Source organism: Jeongeupia sp. USM3, assembly GCF_001808185.1.
Classification (GTDB): Bacteria; Pseudomonadota; Gammaproteobacteria; order Burkholderiales; family Chitinibacteraceae; genus Jeongeupia.
In genome coordinates this window covers 1,836,393-1,853,515 of record NZ_CP017668.1, presented here as the reverse complement: position 1 = coordinate 1,853,515, position 17,123 = coordinate 1,836,393, and the positions used below count along the sequence as shown (strand labels likewise).

The window sequence follows — 17,123 nt, the reverse complement described above, 5'->3', positions numbered from 1 at the left end:
TGGCATTCACTTCAAGGTATCGAATGTACTGGAGTAACCGGGGATCGAATCGCGCAGCGTGCTGACCGGATTGCTGCCGAGGCCAAGGCCGCCGAGTTCGAGCACGGCAAAGTAGGTGTTGTTGTAGTCGCCGTCGCTGGTGATGTAACGCTGTGCGGCAAAGCGCACGGCCCAGCAGCCGGCGTTGTACTCGAGGCCGGCGAGCGCCTCGAAGGTCTGGTCGTCGTGCAGCGAGTAGGTATAGCGGCCGACGCCGTACCAGCCGCGGCCAAGCGGCCACTGGCCGGACACGTCGACCTGTTCGATGATGCCGTCGGTCGTGTAGTCGCCGTTGATGTCGGTCGAGATCGGCGCATTGGTATTGCGCGTATAGCGCAGGTTGATCACCCGCGCGGCGTCCGGCGCCCATTGCAGCGAGACGTCGGCACGGTTGGTCTTGCCGTTGACGCCGTCGTACTGCAGCGTGTAGTCGTACTTGAGCTTTTTCCACAGCTGGCCGCCGACCGACAGCAGCAGGTCGGTCTTGGTCGCGTCGGACGGCACCGAATTGTCGAGCGTGACCCGCGGTGTCGTGAAGTAGTAGCGCTGGCCGATCGTCGCGCGGAACAGCTCCGAGCCGTCCTCGGCGTCGAGGATGCGGCTGGTCAGCGCCGCGGTGACCTCGTTGGCATCGTTGATCCGGTCGTGGCCGACGAATTTGTTTTCCGAGAACAACTGCGTCAGCGACAGGTCGGTCAGGCTCGAATCGAAGTTCGGCAGTTGCGACTGGTCCTTGTACGGCACGTAGACGTAGAACAGCCGTGGTTCCAGCGTCTGGATGTACTCGCTGCCGCGCCAGTCGGCGTCGCGCTCGAAAAACAGGCCCGAATCGATGCTGGTGATCGGCAGCACCCGGCTCTCGGTCCGGTCGTTCTGGCCGTTGGCGTCCTTGAGCTGGTAGTAGGTCGCGTCGAGCGAAATCTTCGGGACGAAGAAGCTGTACGCCGTATTGAACGGCATCCTCACCGTCGGGGTGATCCAGGTCCGCGTGCCGTTGACCTTGGTCGGGTGGTAGAAGTCGGCGAACTCGGCGGCGACCGAGGTCTGCACGCCCTTGATCCAGTTCGGTGTCGCGTTGAAGTTGAGCACCGGCATCCGGTCGTAGGGGATGTCGACCGCGTTGGTGTCGCTCTGCAGCGTCTGGTAGCGCTGCCACAGGAAGGACGCGTTCCAGCCGTCGCCGGCGTAGTTGAGCCCGGCCTCGCGCGGCAGGTTGGTCTGCTGGGCGATCGCGTCGCGGCTGCCGAAGTCGTCGAAGTAGTCGTCGTCCGACACCTTCTGGACGTTGATGTGCCCGGACAGCTGACTCGTGAACTGCTGGTTGTGCAGCCAGACGAAGGACGAGCGGTTGGTGTCGGTTTCCTTATCGTTGATGTACGAGCCGCTGATCTGTCCCGAGTAGTTCGGCTGCAGGTAGCGGAACTCGCCGCCCATCATCAGCCCGCGCTGGGTCATGTAGTGCGGGTACAGCGTCGCGTCGTAGTTCGGCGCGATGTTCCAGTAGAACGGCGTCAGGAGGTCGATGCCGCTGCGGCTGTCGAAGCTCACCGTCGGCGTCAGCATGCCGGTCTGCCGGCTGCCGGTCAGCGGGAAGTTCATCCACGGCGAGTACAGGATCGGTACGCCCTTGAACTGGATCCAGCCGTTCTGGGCGACGCCCATATTGTCGATGTAGTCGAGGTCGAGCTTCGACGCGTGGATGTACCAGTCGTCGTTGCCGACCGGACACGACGTGAAGCGGCCCGAGTCGATACGGTAGAGCTTCTCGCCGCCGAACAGCAGCTTGACGCCGTCGGCGCGACCCAGCCCCTGGCCGACGACATAATCGGGGTCGGACAGCTCGCCGGTCGATGCGTCGAGGTAGTAGTCGAGCCCCCTGCCGGTCAGCACGTCGCCTTCCTTTTCCATCCGCACGTCGTCGCCGGCGCGCAGGTGTTTCCGGCTTTCGTCGTAGGTCGCCCAGTCGGAATACAGCGTCGAGTTTTCCTGCTGGATGACGACGTTGCCCTCGGCCTTGAGCGTCTTGGCGCCGTCGGCCTGGTTCTGCGCGTCGACACGGTCGGCTTCGACGTACATCGGTGCGTCGCTGGCGGATTCGGCCGCGCAGGCGAGGGCCGACGACAGCGCGAGCAGCAGGGCGGAATAACGGAACGGCGGCGGCGGGATACGGGTCATGCGGCCGGGGGAAGCTCTTGATAGAATCGCTGGATTCTACCCGGTTTTTTGCTGATTTCATGAACGTTTCCGATTCCCTTTCCGCTTGGCTGGCCGCCGAGACCGGCACGCCGCCCGCATCGCTGACCCCGGGCGGCTCCGACGCCAGCGTCCGGCATTACTGGCGCGCGCACTGGTCCGACCGCAGCCTGATCGTGATGCAGGCCGACCCGGCCGCTTTCGATGTGCAGCCGTTTCTGGCCCGCCAGCGCGAGCTCGCCGCGGCCGGAATCCGCGTGCCGGCGGTGCTCGGGCGGAATCCGGACGCCGGCTTCGTGCTGCTCGAGGATCTCGGCGACGATCTGCTGACGCCACGGCTCGCCGGCGAGGACCAGGCCCGGGCGTGGTACCTGCGCGCGATCGACCTTCTGGTGGCGATGCAGGCCAAGCTCGCCAGCGATCACCTGCCGGCTTTCGACACCGCCTTCATGCAGCGCGAGATGGAGATCGGCCGCGAGTGGTACTTCGGCACCCATCTCGGCGTCGCCTTCGACGACGACGCGCTTGCGGGCTGGCAGCGCAGCTGCGCGCTGATCGCCGCGTTCAACGCCAGCCAGCCGGCGGGCTTCATGCACCGCGACTACCATTCGCGCAACCTGATGATCAAGAATGACGAACTCGCCGTGATCGACTTCCAGGACGCCGTGCGCGGGCCGCTCGGCTACGACGTCGTCTCGCTGCTGCGCGACGCCTATGTCGACTGGGAAGAGGCGTTCGTGCTCGATCTGGCGATCCGCTACTGGGAAAGGGCGCGCGCGGCCGGCCTGCCGGTGCAGGCCGACTTCGCCGAGTTCTACAAGGCTTTCGAATGGCTGGGGCTGCAGCGCCACCTGAAGGTGCTCGGCCTGTTCGCGCGACTGCATCACCGCGACGGCAAGAGCCGTTACCTCGCCGACATCCCGCGGGTACTCCACTACGTCAACAAGGTGTGCGAACGCTATGTCGAACTCGGCAGCCTGAAACGGCTGCTGGTCAAGGCGCACGGCAACCAGGTCGACGTCGGCTTCACCTTCTGAGCGCGACGATGAAAGCGATGATCCTTGCCGCCGGCCGTGGCGAACGCATGCGGCCGCTGACCGACAGCTGCCCCAAGCCCCTGCTCGACGTCGGCGGCACGCCGCTGATCGGCTGGCATCTGCGTCGCCTGGCCGCCGCCGGCGTCACCGAGGTGGTGATCAACCACGCCTGGCTTGGCGCGATGATCGAAAACGCGCTCGGCGACGGTTCGGCCTACGGCGTGCGCATCGCCTATTCACCCGAGACGGTGGCGCTGGAAACCGCCGGCGGCATTGCCCAGGCACTGCCGCTGCTCGGCGACGCGCCGTTCCTGCTGCTGAGTGGCGACATCTATACCGGCTACCCGCTGCAGCGGCTGGTCAGCACCGCGATGCAACTTCCGCCGGCGCGGCTGGCGCACCTGGTGATGGTCGACAACCCGCCCTACCATCCGGACGGCGACTTCGGCCTCGTCGACGGGCTGATCGCGCCCGATGGGGCGCCGAAGCTGTGCTACGGCAATCTGGCGGTGATCCGCCCGGCGCTGCTGGCGGGCATCGTCGCCGGCGACGTTGCCAGGCTCGGGCCGATTCTGGTGCGGGAGGCGCGCGCCGGCCGGGTCGGCGGCGAGCATTTCGACGGTGCATGGTTCAACGTCGGCACGCCGGCCGATCTGCAGGACGTGCGCCAGGCGGCGCAGCCGGCCTGACCACGATCAAGGCAGCCGCGGTGCGGCATTGAGTTCTGCTGCACTGCAACGTAAGCTGGGAGCATCCTAGTCCCGACGGGGAGGCCGAAATGGCCGACAGACGCTTCTTCCATGAGCAGGCCGACCGTTTCGCATCGCTGCAGCACGCGCTGCGCCAGGCGTTCGATCCGTTCGGACTGATCTCGACGTCCGCCAAGGCGCAACTGGCGTGGCTGCAGCACCCGGGCGAACTCGCCGACACGCTGGTCGACTGGTCGTCCGACGCCTGGCAATGGCAGCAGCACACGCTGAGCCGCTGCGTCGGCGCGCCGGACATCGACCTGTTCCCGTCGCACCCGGACGATACCCGCTTCGCCGACCCGGTCTGGTCCGATTCGCCGTACTGGGATTCGATCAAGGAATGGTATCTGTTCAACACCCGCTGGCTGCAGGACGTGCTGTACGCGACGCCGGGCCTGAGCGAGGCCGAGTGCAACCGCAGCGCCTTCTGGCTGCGGCAGTGGCTGAATGCCGTTGCACCGACCAACCTGCTGTGGCTCAACCCGCTGGCGCTGACCAAGGCCGTGCTCACCGGCGGCGACAGCCTGTGGCAGGGCTACAAGAACTTCGCCCGCGACGTCGGCCGTGGCGACATCCCGATGACCGACATGGACGCGTTCACCGTCGGCGAGAACCTGGCGACGACGCCGGGGACCGTGGTCCACCGCGGCCGGCTGCTCGAGGTCATCCATTACGCGCCGACGACGCCGACCGTGCACGCGGTGCCGATCGTCCTCGTCGCGCCGTGGATCAACAAATACTATGTGCTCGATCTCGACGCCAAGAAGAGTCTGGTCCGCCATCTGGTCGACCAGGGCTTCCAGGTCTTCGTCACCAGCTGGAAGAACCCCGGCACCGCAGAGCGCGACGTCGGCTTCGACGACTACCTGAGCGACGGCATCGCGACCATCGTCGACGTGGCAAAGTCGGTCTCCGGCAGCGACCGGGTCCACCTGACCGGCTACTGCATCGGCGGGACGCTGGCGGCGATCTATCTGGCGTGGCTGGCGCGACGCGGCGAGGCCGAACAGGTTGCCAGCGCGACCCTGCTGACCGCGCTGACCGATTTCTCGCACCCCGGCGACATCGACGTCTTCCTCGACGACGAGGGGCTGGCCTTCGTCGAGCGGGTGATCGCGCGCAAGGGCTACCTCGACGGCAAGGAGATGGCGTCGAGCTTCCGGATGCTGCGGCCGAACAGCCTGATCTGGAACTACTGGGTCAGCGGCTACCTGCTCGGCGAGGCGCCGACGGCGTTCGACGTGCTGTACTGGAATATGGACACGACGCGGATGCCGCAGAAGATGCACTGCTACTACCTGCGCGAGTTCTACGTCAAAAACAGGCTGGTCGAGCCCGATGCGCTGACGATCGCCGGCGAGCCGATCGACCTGAGCCGGATCGAGACGCCGCTGTTCATGGTCGGCACGCAGGAAGACCACATCGCGCCGTGGCAGCAGACCTGGGCGTTGACCGGAAAGGCCCGCGGCCCGGTCACGTACACCTTGTCGAGTTCGGGCCACATCCTCGGCATCATCAATCCGCCGCGGCCCGACTCTAAGCGCAGCTACTGGCAGGGCGAGGCCCGGCGCGGCGAAGATGCCGACACGTGGCTGGCGCGGCAGAGCAAGGCGGCCGGCTCGTGGTGGCCGAGCTGGGTCGAGTGGCTGGCACCGCAATCGGGCAAGCGGATCAAGCCCCCGGCGGCCGGGCCCGATCTGGGCCCCGCGCCGGGACGCTATGTGCTCGAGTGATCAGAGCGTGCGCTTGTCGACGACCTTGAGATCGTCGTCGAGCGTATAGACGATCGGTTCGCCGTTCGGAATTTCGACGCCGACGATGTCGTCGTCGGAAATGCCTTCGAGGTGCTTGATCAGCCCGCGCAGCGAGTTGCCGTGCGCCGAAATCAGCACCGTCTTGCCGCTCCTGAGCGCCGGCGCGATCGCGTCAAACCAGTACGGCATCACCCGGGTGATCGTGTCCTTCAGCGACTCGGTCAGCGGCAGCGCCTCGACCGGGATCGCCGCGAACTTCGGATCGCCGCGGCCAACGCGCGGGTCGTCGGCGGCCAGTGCCGGCGGCGGCACGTCGAAGCTGCGGCGCCAGATCTTCACCTGCGCGTCGCCGTGCCTGGCGGCGGTCTCGGCCTTGTTGAGTCCGGTCAGTCCACCGTAGTGGCGCTCGTTCAGCCGCCAGTCCTTCTCGGTCGGCAGCCACATCCGGTCCATTTCGTCGAGCGCCAGCCACAGCGTGCGGATCGCCCGCTTGAGCACCGAAGTGTAGGCGAGGTCGGGGTGGATGCCGGCAGCCCTGAGCTTGCGGCCGGCGTCGCGCGCCTGCTCGGCGCCGAGTTCGGTCAGGTCGACATCGTGCCAGCCGGTAAAGCGGTTTTCCTTGTTCCAGGTCGACTCGCCGTGGCGAATCAGGATCAGCGTGGACATGGCGGCTCCAGTTTGGGGTCAGACGATCAGCGCCAGCAGTGCGCCGAGCCAGATCAGTCCGCCGAGCGTGTAGCGCACGCAACGCCGCAGCGGACAGTGGTGGGCGAGCTTCATGATGGGCTCCGTGGCGGATGGGTTCAATTCAATTATTGAGAATCATTCTCTTTTGTTGAAGTGAAAAATGCCTCTCTTCACCATAGCCCGCCGCTATGGGCTTATCGTAAGCAACGTCATGCGGGCCGCTTTGCTTTCGCGCAACGCAGAGGCCCGGCCCTTGCGGTAAAACCTAATCCGATTCCGGTTGTCCCGGCGCATATGCGTCGGGGATAATGCTGCGAACCGCTGTATGCCGTTTTCCCTTTGAACCGAACTGTTTGCGGAGGATGTTCCCCATGGCCAACCGCGCCGAACTTGCCAATGCCATTCGCGCCCTCGCGATGGATGCCGTGCAGAAAGCCAATTCCGGTCACCCCGGCATGCCGATGGGCATGGCCGAAATCGCGCTGGCACTGTGGGGCGAAGGCGAAATGCGCTTCAATCCGCAGAACCCGGACTGGGCCAACCGCGATCGTTTCATCCTCTCCAACGGCCACGGCTCGATGCTGCAGTACGCGCTGCTGCACCTGACCGGCTTTGAGGTGTCGATCGACGACCTGAAGAACTTCCGCCAGCTGCACAGCAAGACCCCGGGCCACCCGGAGTACGGTTACACCGTCGGCGTCGAAACCACGACCGGTCCGCTGGGCCAGGGCATTACCAACGCCGTCGGCTTCGCGCTTGCCGAAAAGCTGCTGGCGCGCGAGTTCAACAAGCCGGGCTTCGACATCGTCGACCACCACACCTACTGCTTCCTCGGCGACGGCTGCCTGATGGAAGGCATCAGCCATGAAGCCGCCGCACTCGCCGGCACCTGGGGCCTGGGCAAGCTGGTCGCATTCTGGGACGACAACGGCATCTCGATCGACGGCCACGTCGAAGGCTGGTTCACCGACGACACCCCGGGCCGTTTCGAAGCCTACGGCTGGCACGTGATCCGCCCGATCGACGGTCACGACGTCGACGCGGTGAAGAAGGCGATCGCCGAAGCCAAGGCCGTCACCGACAAGCCGTCGCTGATCTGCTGCAAGACCATCATCGGCAAGGGCAGCCCGAACAAGGCCAACAGCCACGACTCGCACGGCGCGCCGCTGGGCGATGCCGAAATCAAGGCAACCCGCGACAGCATCGGCTGGCTGTACGAACCGTTCGAGATCCCGGCCTCGGTTTACGCCGGCTGGGACAAGAAGGAAGCCGGCGCCAAGTGGGAAGGCGAGTGGGATCGCGTGTTCAAGGAATACGCCGAAGTCCACCCGGACCTCGCTGCCGAGTTCAAGCGCCGCAACGCGGGCGAGCTGCCGGCGAACTGGAACAAGGTCGTCGCCGATGCGATTCTTGACGCCAACACCAAGGCCGAGACCATCGCCACCCGCAAGGCCAGCCAGAACGCGCTGTCGGCCTATGTGCCGAACGTGCCGGAAATGCTCGGCGGCTCGGCCGACCTGACCGGTTCGAACCTGACCAACTGGAAGGGCAGCACCCCGCTCAAGCGCGAAGGCAACGAACTCGTCGGCGACCACATCAGCTACGGCGTGCGCGAATTCGGCATGAGCGCGATCATGAACGGCATCCAGCTGCACGGTGGCTGGCGTCCGTACGGCGCGACCTTCCTGATGTTCAGCGAATACGCGCGCAATGCGCTGCGCATGGCTGCGCTGATGAAGATCCCGACGCTGTTCGTGTTCACCCACGACTCGATCGGTCTCGGCGAGGACGGCCCGACCCACCAGGCCGTCGAGCAGACCGCGACGCTGCGCCTGATCCCGAACATGAATGTCTGGCGCCCGGCCGATACCGTCGAAACGCTGGTGGCCTGGGCCGACGCGATCGAGCAGAAGCAAACGCCGTCGACGCTGATCTTCACCCGCCAGAACCTGCAGTTCCAGGCGCGGACCGAAGCGCAGATCGCCGACATCAAGAAGGGCGGTTACGTGCTGCGCGATGCGGCCAATCCGAAGGTCGTGCTGATCGCGACCGGCTCGGAGCTGGACCTGATCGTCAAGGCGGCCGAAAAGCTCGCTGCCGAGGGCATTGCCGCCCGCGTCGTGTCGATGCCGTCGACCAATGTGTTCGACAAGCAGGACAAGGCCTACCAGGCCTCGGTGCTGCCGGCCGGCGTACCGCGTCTGGCGGTCGAAGCCGGCGTCACCGACGGCTGGCGCAAGTATGTCGGCCTTGAAGGCGACGTGATCGGTCTGGACCGCTTCGGCGAATCGGCTCCGGCCGGCGAGCTGTTCAAGCTGTTCGGCTTCACCGTCGACAACGTCGTCGCGCGTGCCAAGGCGCTGGTGAAATAAGCGCGGCTTTCACTGCGTCGAACAACGGGCCCTGTGGGGCCCGTTTTTTGTTGGCTACCGTTCACGCGTGCCCGGCGGCGCTTGTAGGGGCTGGGGCGCCCACCTAGAATCGCCCGGTCACATCGACCCGTGCAACCGTGCTGCTGAACCGACTCCTCCGTCTTGGCCGTGTGCCGGCGCTGATCGCGCTGGTGTTGCAGCTCGCGCTGCCGTTCGTGCACGCACGGGCGATGGCGAGCGGCGCGGTCACGGTGGCGCTGTGCGCGCCGGGCGGCGAGATCCGCCAGGTCGTGATCGCCGGCAAGGACCAGCCGGTCAAGTCGGCGACGGCCTGTCCGGTCTGCGCGGTCATGGCGGCGCAGGCGCTGCCGCCGCCGGTGCCGATGTTCACCCTGCCGCTGGTCGCACTGATTTCGGTCACGCCGGCGCTGGTCGCGACGCTGTGGCCGGCACCGGCGCGCCGCGTCTGGGCGCATGCACCGCGTGCTCCGCCATCCCTGCTCTGATTCGTTTCCCCTACACCTAGAACAACGAATCGCCGGCCCGCCGTTGCGCGCGGCCGGCTGCCGCGCGCACGCGCGGCGCTGGAGCCTGCATGAAACAGCCACACACACTGGCGCGCCGCTGTGCGCTTGCCGTCGCGGTTGCGTCGGCGTTCGCCTATGCCAACGACACCCCGCTGCTCGACGAGGTCGTCGTCTCGGGGTCGCGCGAAGCGGCGCCGCTGAAGGAAACCGCCGCCGCGATCGGCAAGGTCGACGCGAAAGCCATTGCCGACGCCAAGCCGACGTCGATCAGTCAGGTCCTCGACACCGTGCCCGGTGTGCTGATGCCCGATCTGGGCAACGAGCAGCACAGCATGGCGATCCGCCAGCCGATCTCGACCCGGCCGCTGTACCAGTATCTCGAGGACGGGATTCCGATCCGACCGGTCGGCGTGTTCAATCACAACGCCACCTACGAGATCAACCTCGACGGCGAGGACAGCATCGAGGTAATGCGCGGACCGGCGTCGAGCCTGTACGGCAGCAACGCCGTCGGCGGTGCGGTCAATTTCATCAGCCGTGCGCCGAGCAGCACCCTTGGCGGCGACATCGCATTGCGCGGCTCGAACCAGGGCTACAGCCGTGTCGATGCCGAAGTCACCGGCGGCAACGACGTGCTCGCCAGCCGTTTGAGCGGCTACCGCAGCTGGCAGCGCGACGGCTGGCAGGACTACAGCGATGCCGACAAGACCTCGCTGACCTTGCGCAGCGACCTGACGGTTTCCGACGTCGCGTATCTGAAAACGCTGTTCAGCTACAACAAGCTCGACACCGACATGCCGGGCAGCCTGAACCCGAGCGACTACAACAGCCGCCCCGGTTACAGCTACCAGAGCTTCACCTACCGCAACGTCGAAGCAATGCGGGCGTATGCGCAGCTGATCGGCAACTGGAACGAGGGCGGCGAGACGACGACCAGCGTCTACTGGCGGCACAACAACACCGACCAGTTGCCGAGCTATCTGATCTTCAACACCGGCCCGGCCAGCGCATCGGGGCGGACGACCGAGAACTTCTTCAGCTCGGTCGGCGTAGACGCCCGCCACCGGCAGGACTGGGGGCCACTGCGGCTGATCGGCGGCGCGACGATCGAGGAAAGTCCGAACGATCAGGGCGAGTGGAATCTTGCGGTGCAGCGCGATCCGGCCTCGGGCCGCTACCTGAGCTACCGGGAGACGACACGGCGCCGTGATTACCACGTCGACCTGAGCAACGCCGCCGTGTACGGCGAAGCGCAATGGGCGATCAGCAGTGCGTGGCGTGCGACGGCCGGCTTGCGCTGGGATCGTGTCGGCTACGACTACAGCAACAACCTGAGCCCGAGTGCGACCACCGGCGCACCGAGCCAGGAGCAGACCTTCTCGCACACCTCGCCCAAGCTCGGGCTGACGTGGCAGACGAGCGAGACCGTCAGCGCCTACGCCAGTTACAGCCAGGGCTTCACCCCGCCCGAGGTCGGCCAGCTGTTCTCGTCGCTGGCGGTGCCGGACCTGAAGCCGGCGACGTACGACAACGTCGAGATCGGCGTGCGCGCACAGCTGCCTTACAAGACGGCGCTCGAGCTGGCGCTGTACCAGCTTGACGGCGATGACGAGATCGTCAACTTCAGCAGCCAGCCCGGCCGGTCCGAGCCGCGCAACGCCGGCAGCACGCGGCATCGCGGCATCGAGCTTGGCCTGTCCGGCGCGGTGGCTCCTGCCTGGCAATGGCGGCTGTCCGGCAGCTATGCCAAGCACAGCTACCGCGACTATCAGGCGACGCCACAGCTCAACTTCGCCGGCAAGACGATGGCGCAGGCGCCCGAGTGGTTCGGCAATGCATCGCTGGCGTGGTTGCCGGCCGAAAAGGCCCGGCTCGCGCTCGAGGCGCAGTACGTCGGCCCGTACTGGATGAACGATGCCAACACCGTCCGCTACGACGGCCATGCCTTGCTGAACCTGCGCGCCAACTGGGGCTTTGCCCGCGGCTGGGAAGCCTGGGCGAGCGTGCTCAACCTGACCGACCGGCGCTATGCCGAATCGGCGTCGTCGACGTACAGCGGCGTCGGTGTCTACAGTCCGGACGCGCAGGACACGTACACGCCGGGCGCGCCGCGCACCGCGCTGGTCGGTGTGCGCTATGCCTTCGGCGGCGAGGTGGCCCAATGAACGGCGGCTTGAGCGACGGTTTCTTCCGCTACCTGCGCCGGCGCCGGCCGAAGCCGGTGCCGCCGCCGCAGCGGCAAACGGGTTTCGTCGCGCAGCAGACGCTCAGGACCGGGCGGCTCGTTGCCGCGCTGACCCGCTGGCACCGGCTGCTGGCGCTGCCGGCCGGTGTCGCCGTGCTGCTGTGGGGGCTGACCGGGGTGATGCATCCGGTCATGTCGGCGCTGTCGCCGCAAGCGCAGCGCCCGGCCGTTGCCGCGCCGCTGCCGGCCGGGTTCGTACCGGTGAAGCCGGTGCTGAACGGCGCGGTGCGCGAGCTGAGGCTGACGCATTTCGCCGGTCGTCCGGCGTGGCAGTGGCTGCCGGCGGGCGGCGGCGAGCGCTACTGGGCCGATGCGCTGACCGGCCGCGAGATCGCCGGCGCCGACCGGACCGAGGCCGAGCGGCTGGCGCGTGCCTTTGCCGGCGATGCCGGCAGCCCGGTGGCGCGGATCACGCCGATCACCGCCTTCGGCGGCGATTACCCGGCGATGAACAAGATCCTGCCGGTCTGGCGGATCGAATTCGAGCGTGACGACGGCCTGACCGCCTTTGTCGATACCGGCGAGGGCCGGCTGTCGACGCTGACCGACGACCGCAAGCGTGCACTGATGGGCGCCTTCGTGCTGCTGCACAGCTGGGCGTGGGCGAACGAACCGTTGCGGTTGGCGGGGATCTCGGTGCTGCTCGGCTGCGCCCTGCTGACGGTGGTCGGCGGGCTGGCGCTGTGGCTCGTCCGGCAACGCGCCGCCACGCTTAGGCCGGGGCAGCCGCGCCTGCGGCGCTGGCACCGCGGCCTTGGCATCGGTGTCGGCGTCGCCGGCGCGATGCTGATCGTCAGCGGGCTGGTTCACCTGTATTTCGCCCGTGCGCAAGTACCGGCGGCACCGGCACCGTTGCTGGGCGCCGTACCGCCGCTGGCAACGGTACCCGACGGGGCGTTGCGATTGAGCGCGGTCCGCGTCGGCGATCATTCCGCCTGGCTGATCGCCGCGGCGGCACCGGCGGCCGGCGGTGAGCACCAGCATCACCACGCCGCGCCCGCCGGCGGACTGCCGCGCTACTGGGACGGCAGCGCCGAGCTTGATCTGGCGCAGCCGCACGCCCTGTCGCTGGCGCAAAGCGCTGGTGCGCCGGCGGGTGCGGCGGCTACCATTTCGCTGGTGACGCAGTTCGGCGGCGAATACGGCTTCTTCCAGAAGCGGCTGCCGGTCTACCGCGTCGACTACGCCACGCCGGGCAGACCGGCGTATTACGTCGAACCGGCGACCGGCGCGTTCTCGGCCCGCATCGACGACAGCGACAGACTGGAAGGATACGTGTTCGCCTACCTGCACAAATGGCACTGGCTCGACGGCCTCGGCAAGATGCCGCGCGACGTGCTGCTCGCCGGCTTTGCCGCCGCCAACGTCGTCGCGGCCATGCTCGGCCTGACGCTGTGGTGGCGCCGCCGCGGCAGGCGCTAGGGTGCAGCTGCGCTACGCCGTGCTGTTGTCGCTGGCCGGGCACGGCGGTGTCGTTGCGTTTGGCGCCGGCTGGCTGGCGCCATCGCAACGGTTCGAGCCGGCGATGCCGATGACGGTGGTGTTGCAGGTCGGGCCGGCGGTGGCGACGACCGCGCAGCCCGCACCCCCGCCGACCGCGAAGCACGGGGCGCCGGTGGCTGCAGCGAAGGCGAAGTCACCGGCGCCGCAACGCACACCCGTACTGGCCGTCAAGCCATCGGCCTTGCCCCGCGCGGCAGTCGTCGTGCCGACCGAAACACCGGTCGCGGCGGAAGTGGTGGCGCCGAGCAGCCCGGCACAGGCGACCGAAACGGCAGCTGCCGGTGGGGCGGGGGCGGTGAATCCGGCCGGCGGCGACCGGGCGGGAGATGCGGAAATCGCGCCGAGCTGGCCCGGCTATCTCGCCAATCCCAAGCCGGAGATGCCGCTGGCGTCGCGCCAGCGCGGCGAGGCAGGCCGGGTCGTGCTGCGGGTACGTGTCGCGAAGGACGGCAGGCCGCAGGCGGTGACGGTGCAGCAGTCGAGCGGCTTTGCCCGGCTCGACGAGGCGGCGCGCAAGACGGTCGCCGAGCGCTGGCGCTTTGTCGCCGCCCGGCGCGGCGAGACGCCGATCGATGCCGATGTGAACGTGCCGATCGTGTTCAGGCTAGAGTGACCGGCCGGGTGATCAGTCGAGCAGGTGCTTGCGCCGCAGCTCGTCGCGGACCAGCTCGCTGATCTTCGGCGAGAGCTGCGCCTCGAGTTCGGCAGCGATGTCGTGGCCGAGTCGTTGCAGCAGGTCGTCATAGACCTTGCTCATCACCGTCGCCATCTGCTGCTTGACCCGCTGCTCGACCTCGAGCGCGATGTCGATCGCCAGATGTGCGCCGACGGCGGCGGTGATTTCCGACACGGTGCTGGCGTCGACCGGCGGTGGCGTCGGTTGCGGCGGCGTCGCAAGGGCGGGGGCGCCGGCCGGCAAGGGCAGGCCCGCCGGTGCCGTGGACGGTGCCGGCGGCTCGGCGTCGAGCGCATCGAGATCGATGATCCAGATGTCCTCGGCGGCCGCTTCGGTGGCGCAAGGCACGTCCGGCCCCGGCGACCAGACGGCGTGCGTGAAGGCCGAGTGCGGTTCGGAAACCGGCACGACCTCGGCCTGTACGACCGGCGCAGGCTCGGCGATCGCCGCCGCCGTTTCGAGTTCGATCTCGACGTTGTGCCAGTGCAGTTCGTGGACGATGTCGCTTGCGCCGGTCGCGGCTTCGGCGACCATCGTTGCCTCAGCCTCAGCCTCAGCCTCAGCCTCAGCCTCAGCCTCAGCCTCAGCCTCAGCCTCAGCCTCAGCCTCAGCCTCAGCCTCAGCCTCAGCCTCAGCCTCAGCCTCAGCCTCAGCCTCAGCCTCAGCCTCAGCCTCAGCCTCAGCCTCAGCCTCAGCCTCAGCCTCAGCCTCAGCCTCAGCCTCAGCCTCAGCCTCAGCCTCCGCGGCGGCCGGTTCGCCGAGCGGGGCGTCGACGTTTGCGAGTTCGCTCACCAGCGGGGCGGCTTCGAAGTGCAACGGTTCTGCGCTGTCGCCGTCCCAGCCGAGGTCGACGGGCGCGGTGATCGTGTCTGCAGGGGCGGCCTCGGGCAATGGTGGCAGCCAGTCCTCGTCGACCGTTTCCGGGTACGGCGAGACCAGCGCGTCGAGGTCGAGCAGCGGCAGGTCGAGGAATTCGCCGGGGCGGGGCTGGCCGGTGCCGGCTCGGGTGTCGCAACGACCGCGGGCTCGGGCGGGGCGGGCGGCGGCGTATAGAATTCTTCAGGATCGAACATCAGCACCGGCTCGGGCACGACCGCTTCGTCGGTCAGGACCGGAATGTCGTCGTCGGCGTCGGCGGGGACAACGGCTTCGGTGGTCAGCACCGGGATGTCGTCGTCGCGTACCGGTTCGCCGCGATGCCGCGCAAGCAGCGCGTCCATCTTGTCGAACAGCGGGCTGACGCTGTCGTTTTCGCTCATGGCCGGGCCTGCAGTTCGAGGAGGTCGATGCCTTCGGGAGTGATACCGTGTGCCAGATAGGCACGCCAGCGTGCACGTGCCGCGCTGCGGGCATCGTCGGACTGGTCGACGATCTCGATCACGCGCGCGTAGCGCTCGAGCCCGCCCGGTACGCCGTCGGTCCAGTTGAACAGCGCGTCGCGCGCCGGCATCAGCTCGACGCGGTGATCGACGACGATGGGCGTGCGCGCGGCATCGCCGTGGTCGGCGGCGCAGTGGGGCAGGAAACCGGTCTGCGGCAGTTCCCACAGCAGCCGGTCGAGCGCGTACGCGGCCGATTCACTGCCCGCGAGCACGCTGATCGACAGCTTCTGCGCCAACGCCTTGCCGACGAGCTGGCACAGCGCCTGCTCGCGGTTGCGGACGTTGAAGTAGAAGGTCACCTGGGTCACTTACTTCTTGGCCTTCTTGTCGGCGCGCTGGCGCAGGAACTCGACCAGCAGCGGCACCGGCCGGCCGGTTGCGCCCTTGGCGGCGCCGGATTTCCACGCGGTGCCGGCGATGTCGAGGTGGGCCCAGCGGTAGTCCCGGGTGAAGCGCGACAGGAAGGCCGCCGCGGTGATCGAGCCGGCCGGCCGGCCGCCGATGTTGGCCATGTCGGCGAAATTGGACTTCAGCTGTTCCTGGTATTCGTCCCATACCGGCAGGCGCCAGGCCTTGTCGCCGGTCTGCTGGCCGGCGCTGTAGAGCGCGTCGGCGAGCGCATCGTCGTTGGCGAACAGCCCGGTGGTCTGGTGGCCGAGCGCGATGATGCACGCGCCGGTCAGCGTGGCGATGTCGACGACGACGTCCGGTTCGAACTTGGCGACGTAACTCAGCGCATCGCACAGGATCAGCCGGCCCTCGGCGTCGGTATTGAGGATCTCGATCGTCTGGCCCGACATCGAGCGGACGATGTCGCCGGGCTTGACCGCATTGCCGGCCGGCATGTTTTCGCAGGTCGGGATCACGCCGACGACGTTGACCGGCAGCGCCAGCTCGCACACCGCGCGCAGCGTGCCGAGCACGGTGGCGGCGCCGCACATGTCGTACTTCATCTCGTCCATGCCTTCGCCGGGCTTGAGCGAGATGCCGCCCGAATCGAAGGTGATGCCCTTGCCGACCAGCACCGCCGGTTTCGGTGCCTTCTTGCCGTCGCCGGCGCCGTGGTATTCGAGCACGATCAGCTTCGGCGGCTGGGTCGAGCCCTTGGCGACCGACAGCAGCGAGCCCATGCCGAGCGCGTCCATGTCGGCTTCTTCGAGCACCGTCAGCTTCAGGTGGAAACGCTCGGCCAGCTGCGCGGCCTCTTCGGCGAGGCGCGTCGGCGTGCAGACGTTGCCGGGCAGGTTGCCGAGGTCGCGAGTCAGGTTCATGCCGTGGCCGACGGCCAGCCCGCGTGCGAGACCTTCCTCGACGGCTTTCTGCTCGGCCTTCTTCGCCAGCAGCAGCGCGACGCTGGTCAGCGCCGGCGCCGGTTCCGGCTCGGACTTGAACTGGGTGAAACGGTAGGATTCGAACGTGATCGCCTGCGCCATCGCTGCGGCGACGTCTTCGCTGTCGACGCCCTTGAGCGCCGGCAGCGCGACCGCGACGCTGGCCGACCTGCCCTGGATCAGCGCGCGTGCCAGCGACTCGAAGGCCTTGCGCAGCGTCGCGAGATCATGATCCTTGCCGAGTTGCAACAGCACCACTTTCTGCGGCGCGCCGTCGATCGGCAGGAGCCCCGCCAGCACGCTGCCGGCCTTGTCGCCGAACTCGGCGCTGGCGGCGAGCGTACCGAGCCAGCCGCCGGCGCGCTCGTCCAGTCTGGCCAGCGCGGCGGGCAGCCTGGCCCCGGCCAGCGGCAGCACCAGGCAGTCGGCGGCGGCTTTCTCGGGGGCGGTAAGATTGATGCTAAACTCCATGGCGGATCTCCATCGGTGTCGTTCGGCTGCGTCAAGGCAGGCGGTGCGTGTCGGCTCGCCCTCGCGGGCATGACCGTTGGGCGACGCGCAAGTGAATTGCAGCACTGGCGCCAGCGGCAGGATCCGTCCGATTATTTCCCAGCCCCCCCTCATAAGT

General features: G+C 67.6%; 14 protein-coding genes. 8 read left to right on the top strand and 6 right to left on the bottom strand.

Annotated features, from left to right (window positions below; translation table 11 throughout):
- Window positions 1-6 precede the first annotated feature (6 nt).
- Complete coding sequence (locus BJP62_RS08805) at window positions 7-2,214, bottom strand: LPS-assembly protein LptD (protein WP_070529045.1); 2,208 nt, start codon at window positions 2,212-2,214, stop codon at window positions 7-9.
- 59 nt (window positions 2,215-2,273) lie between these two features.
- Between BJP62_RS08805 and BJP62_RS08800 the strand changes: the two genes are divergently transcribed.
- The 3 genes from BJP62_RS08800 to BJP62_RS08790 all read left to right on the top strand — a co-directional run bounded on the left by BJP62_RS08800 (window position 2,274) and on the right by BJP62_RS08790 (window position 5,751).
- On the top strand, window positions 2,274-3,269 hold the full coding sequence (locus tag BJP62_RS08800; protein ID WP_070529042.1) for an aminoglycoside phosphotransferase family protein: 996 nt from the start codon (window positions 2,274-2,276) through the stop codon (window positions 3,267-3,269).
- 8 nt (window positions 3,270-3,277) lie between these two features.
- Window positions 3,278-3,958, top strand: coding sequence for an N-acetylmuramate alpha-1-phosphate uridylyltransferase MurU (gene murU, locus BJP62_RS08795; RefSeq protein ID WP_070529040.1), 681 nt, complete (start codon window positions 3,278-3,280; stop codon window positions 3,956-3,958).
- 89 nt (window positions 3,959-4,047) lie between these two features.
- Window positions 4,048-5,751 (top strand): alpha/beta hydrolase, encoded by a 1,704-nt coding sequence (locus tag BJP62_RS08790; RefSeq protein ID WP_083300803.1) that lies wholly within the window; start codon window positions 4,048-4,050, stop codon window positions 5,749-5,751.
- Here the strand turns inward: BJP62_RS08790 and gpmA are convergent, their stop codons facing one another.
- Entirely contained in the window at window positions 5,752-6,438 is a 687-nt protein-coding gene (gene gpmA, locus BJP62_RS08785) for a 2,3-diphosphoglycerate-dependent phosphoglycerate mutase (protein ID WP_070529039.1), read from the bottom strand.
- A 392-nt stretch (window positions 6,439-6,830) separates the two neighbouring features.
- Here gpmA and tkt point away from each other — a divergent pair, with 392 nt between their 5' ends.
- From tkt to BJP62_RS08760, 5 genes are all read left to right on the top strand, one after another.
- Window positions 6,831-8,831: a transketolase gene (tkt, locus tag BJP62_RS08780; protein WP_070529037.1), complete on the top strand. Its 2,001-nt coding sequence runs from the start codon at window positions 6,831-6,833 to the stop codon at window positions 8,829-8,831.
- Window positions 8,832-8,968: 137 nt separating this feature from the next.
- On the top strand, window positions 8,969-9,337 hold the full coding sequence (locus BJP62_RS08775; RefSeq protein WP_070529034.1) for a DUF2946 family protein: 369 nt from the start codon (window positions 8,969-8,971) through the stop codon (window positions 9,335-9,337).
- 89 nt (window positions 9,338-9,426) lie between these two features.
- Window positions 9,427-11,523, top strand: coding sequence for a TonB-dependent receptor (locus BJP62_RS08770; protein ID WP_070529031.1), 2,097 nt, complete (start codon window positions 9,427-9,429; stop codon window positions 11,521-11,523).
- Window positions 11,520-13,025 (top strand): PepSY domain-containing protein, encoded by a 1,506-nt coding sequence (locus BJP62_RS08765; RefSeq protein WP_083300802.1) that lies wholly within the window; start codon window positions 11,520-11,522, stop codon window positions 13,023-13,025. The genes BJP62_RS08770 and BJP62_RS08765 overlap by 4 nt, the downstream gene beginning before the upstream one ends.
- Before the next feature lies 1 nt (window position 13,026).
- On the top strand, window positions 13,027-13,719 hold the full coding sequence (locus tag BJP62_RS08760; RefSeq protein ID WP_070529027.1) for an energy transducer TonB: 693 nt from the start codon (window positions 13,027-13,029) through the stop codon (window positions 13,717-13,719).
- Between the two features lie 12 nt (window positions 13,720-13,731).
- Here the strand turns inward: BJP62_RS08760 and BJP62_RS08755 are convergent, their stop codons facing one another.
- The 4 genes from BJP62_RS08755 to BJP62_RS08740 form a co-directional block, all read right to left on the bottom strand.
- Window positions 13,732-14,316, bottom strand: coding sequence for a hypothetical protein (locus tag BJP62_RS08755; RefSeq protein WP_070529023.1), 585 nt, complete (start codon window positions 14,314-14,316; stop codon window positions 13,732-13,734).
- Between the two features lie 254 nt (window positions 14,317-14,570).
- The gene (locus BJP62_RS18405) at window positions 14,571-15,041 is read right to left on the bottom strand and encodes a hypothetical protein (RefSeq protein ID WP_070529021.1); all 471 of its coding nucleotides are present in this window, start codon (window positions 15,039-15,041) and stop codon (window positions 14,571-14,573) included.
- Window positions 15,038-15,472: a DNA polymerase III subunit chi gene (locus BJP62_RS08745; RefSeq protein WP_070529020.1), complete on the bottom strand. Its 435-nt coding sequence runs from the start codon at window positions 15,470-15,472 to the stop codon at window positions 15,038-15,040. Before BJP62_RS08745 ends, BJP62_RS18405 begins: the two co-directional genes overlap by 4 nt.
- Window positions 15,473-16,966: a leucyl aminopeptidase gene (locus BJP62_RS08740; protein WP_070529017.1), complete on the bottom strand. Its 1,494-nt coding sequence runs from the start codon at window positions 16,964-16,966 to the stop codon at window positions 15,473-15,475.
- Window positions 16,967-17,123: the final 157 nt, after the last annotated feature.

Bases quoted from the DNA above. Each gene is read 5' to 3' on its own strand.
- BJP62_RS08805 (WP_070529045.1), bottom strand. From the start codon at position 2,214: ATGACCCGTATCCCGCCGCCGCCGTTCCGTTATTCCGCCCTGCTGCTC.
- BJP62_RS08800 (WP_070529042.1), top strand. From the start codon at position 2,274: ATGAACGTTTCCGATTCCCTTTCCGCTTGGCTGGCCGCCGAGACCGGC.
- murU (WP_070529040.1), top strand. From the start codon at position 3,278: ATGAAAGCGATGATCCTTGCCGCCGGCCGTGGCGAACGCATGCGGCCG.
- BJP62_RS08790 (WP_083300803.1), top strand. From the start codon at position 4,048: ATGGCCGACAGACGCTTCTTCCATGAGCAGGCCGACCGTTTCGCATCG.
- gpmA (WP_070529039.1), bottom strand. From the start codon at position 6,438: ATGTCCACGCTGATCCTGATTCGCCACGGCGAGTCGACCTGGAACAAG.
- tkt (WP_070529037.1), top strand. From the start codon at position 6,831: ATGGCCAACCGCGCCGAACTTGCCAATGCCATTCGCGCCCTCGCGATG.
- BJP62_RS08770 (WP_070529031.1), top strand. From the start codon at position 9,427: ATGAAACAGCCACACACACTGGCGCGCCGCTGTGCGCTTGCCGTCGCG.
- BJP62_RS08765 (WP_083300802.1), top strand. From the start codon at position 11,520: ATGAACGGCGGCTTGAGCGACGGTTTCTTCCGCTACCTGCGCCGGCGC.
- BJP62_RS08755 (WP_070529023.1), bottom strand. From the start codon at position 14,316: ATGGTCGCCGAAGCCGCGACCGGCGCAAGCGACATCGTCCACGAACTG.
- BJP62_RS18405 (WP_070529021.1), bottom strand. From the start codon at position 15,041: ATGAGCGAAAACGACAGCGTCAGCCCGCTGTTCGACAAGATGGACGCG.
- BJP62_RS08740 (WP_070529017.1), bottom strand. From the start codon at position 16,966: ATGGAGTTTAGCATCAATCTTACCGCCCCCGAGAAAGCCGCCGCCGAC.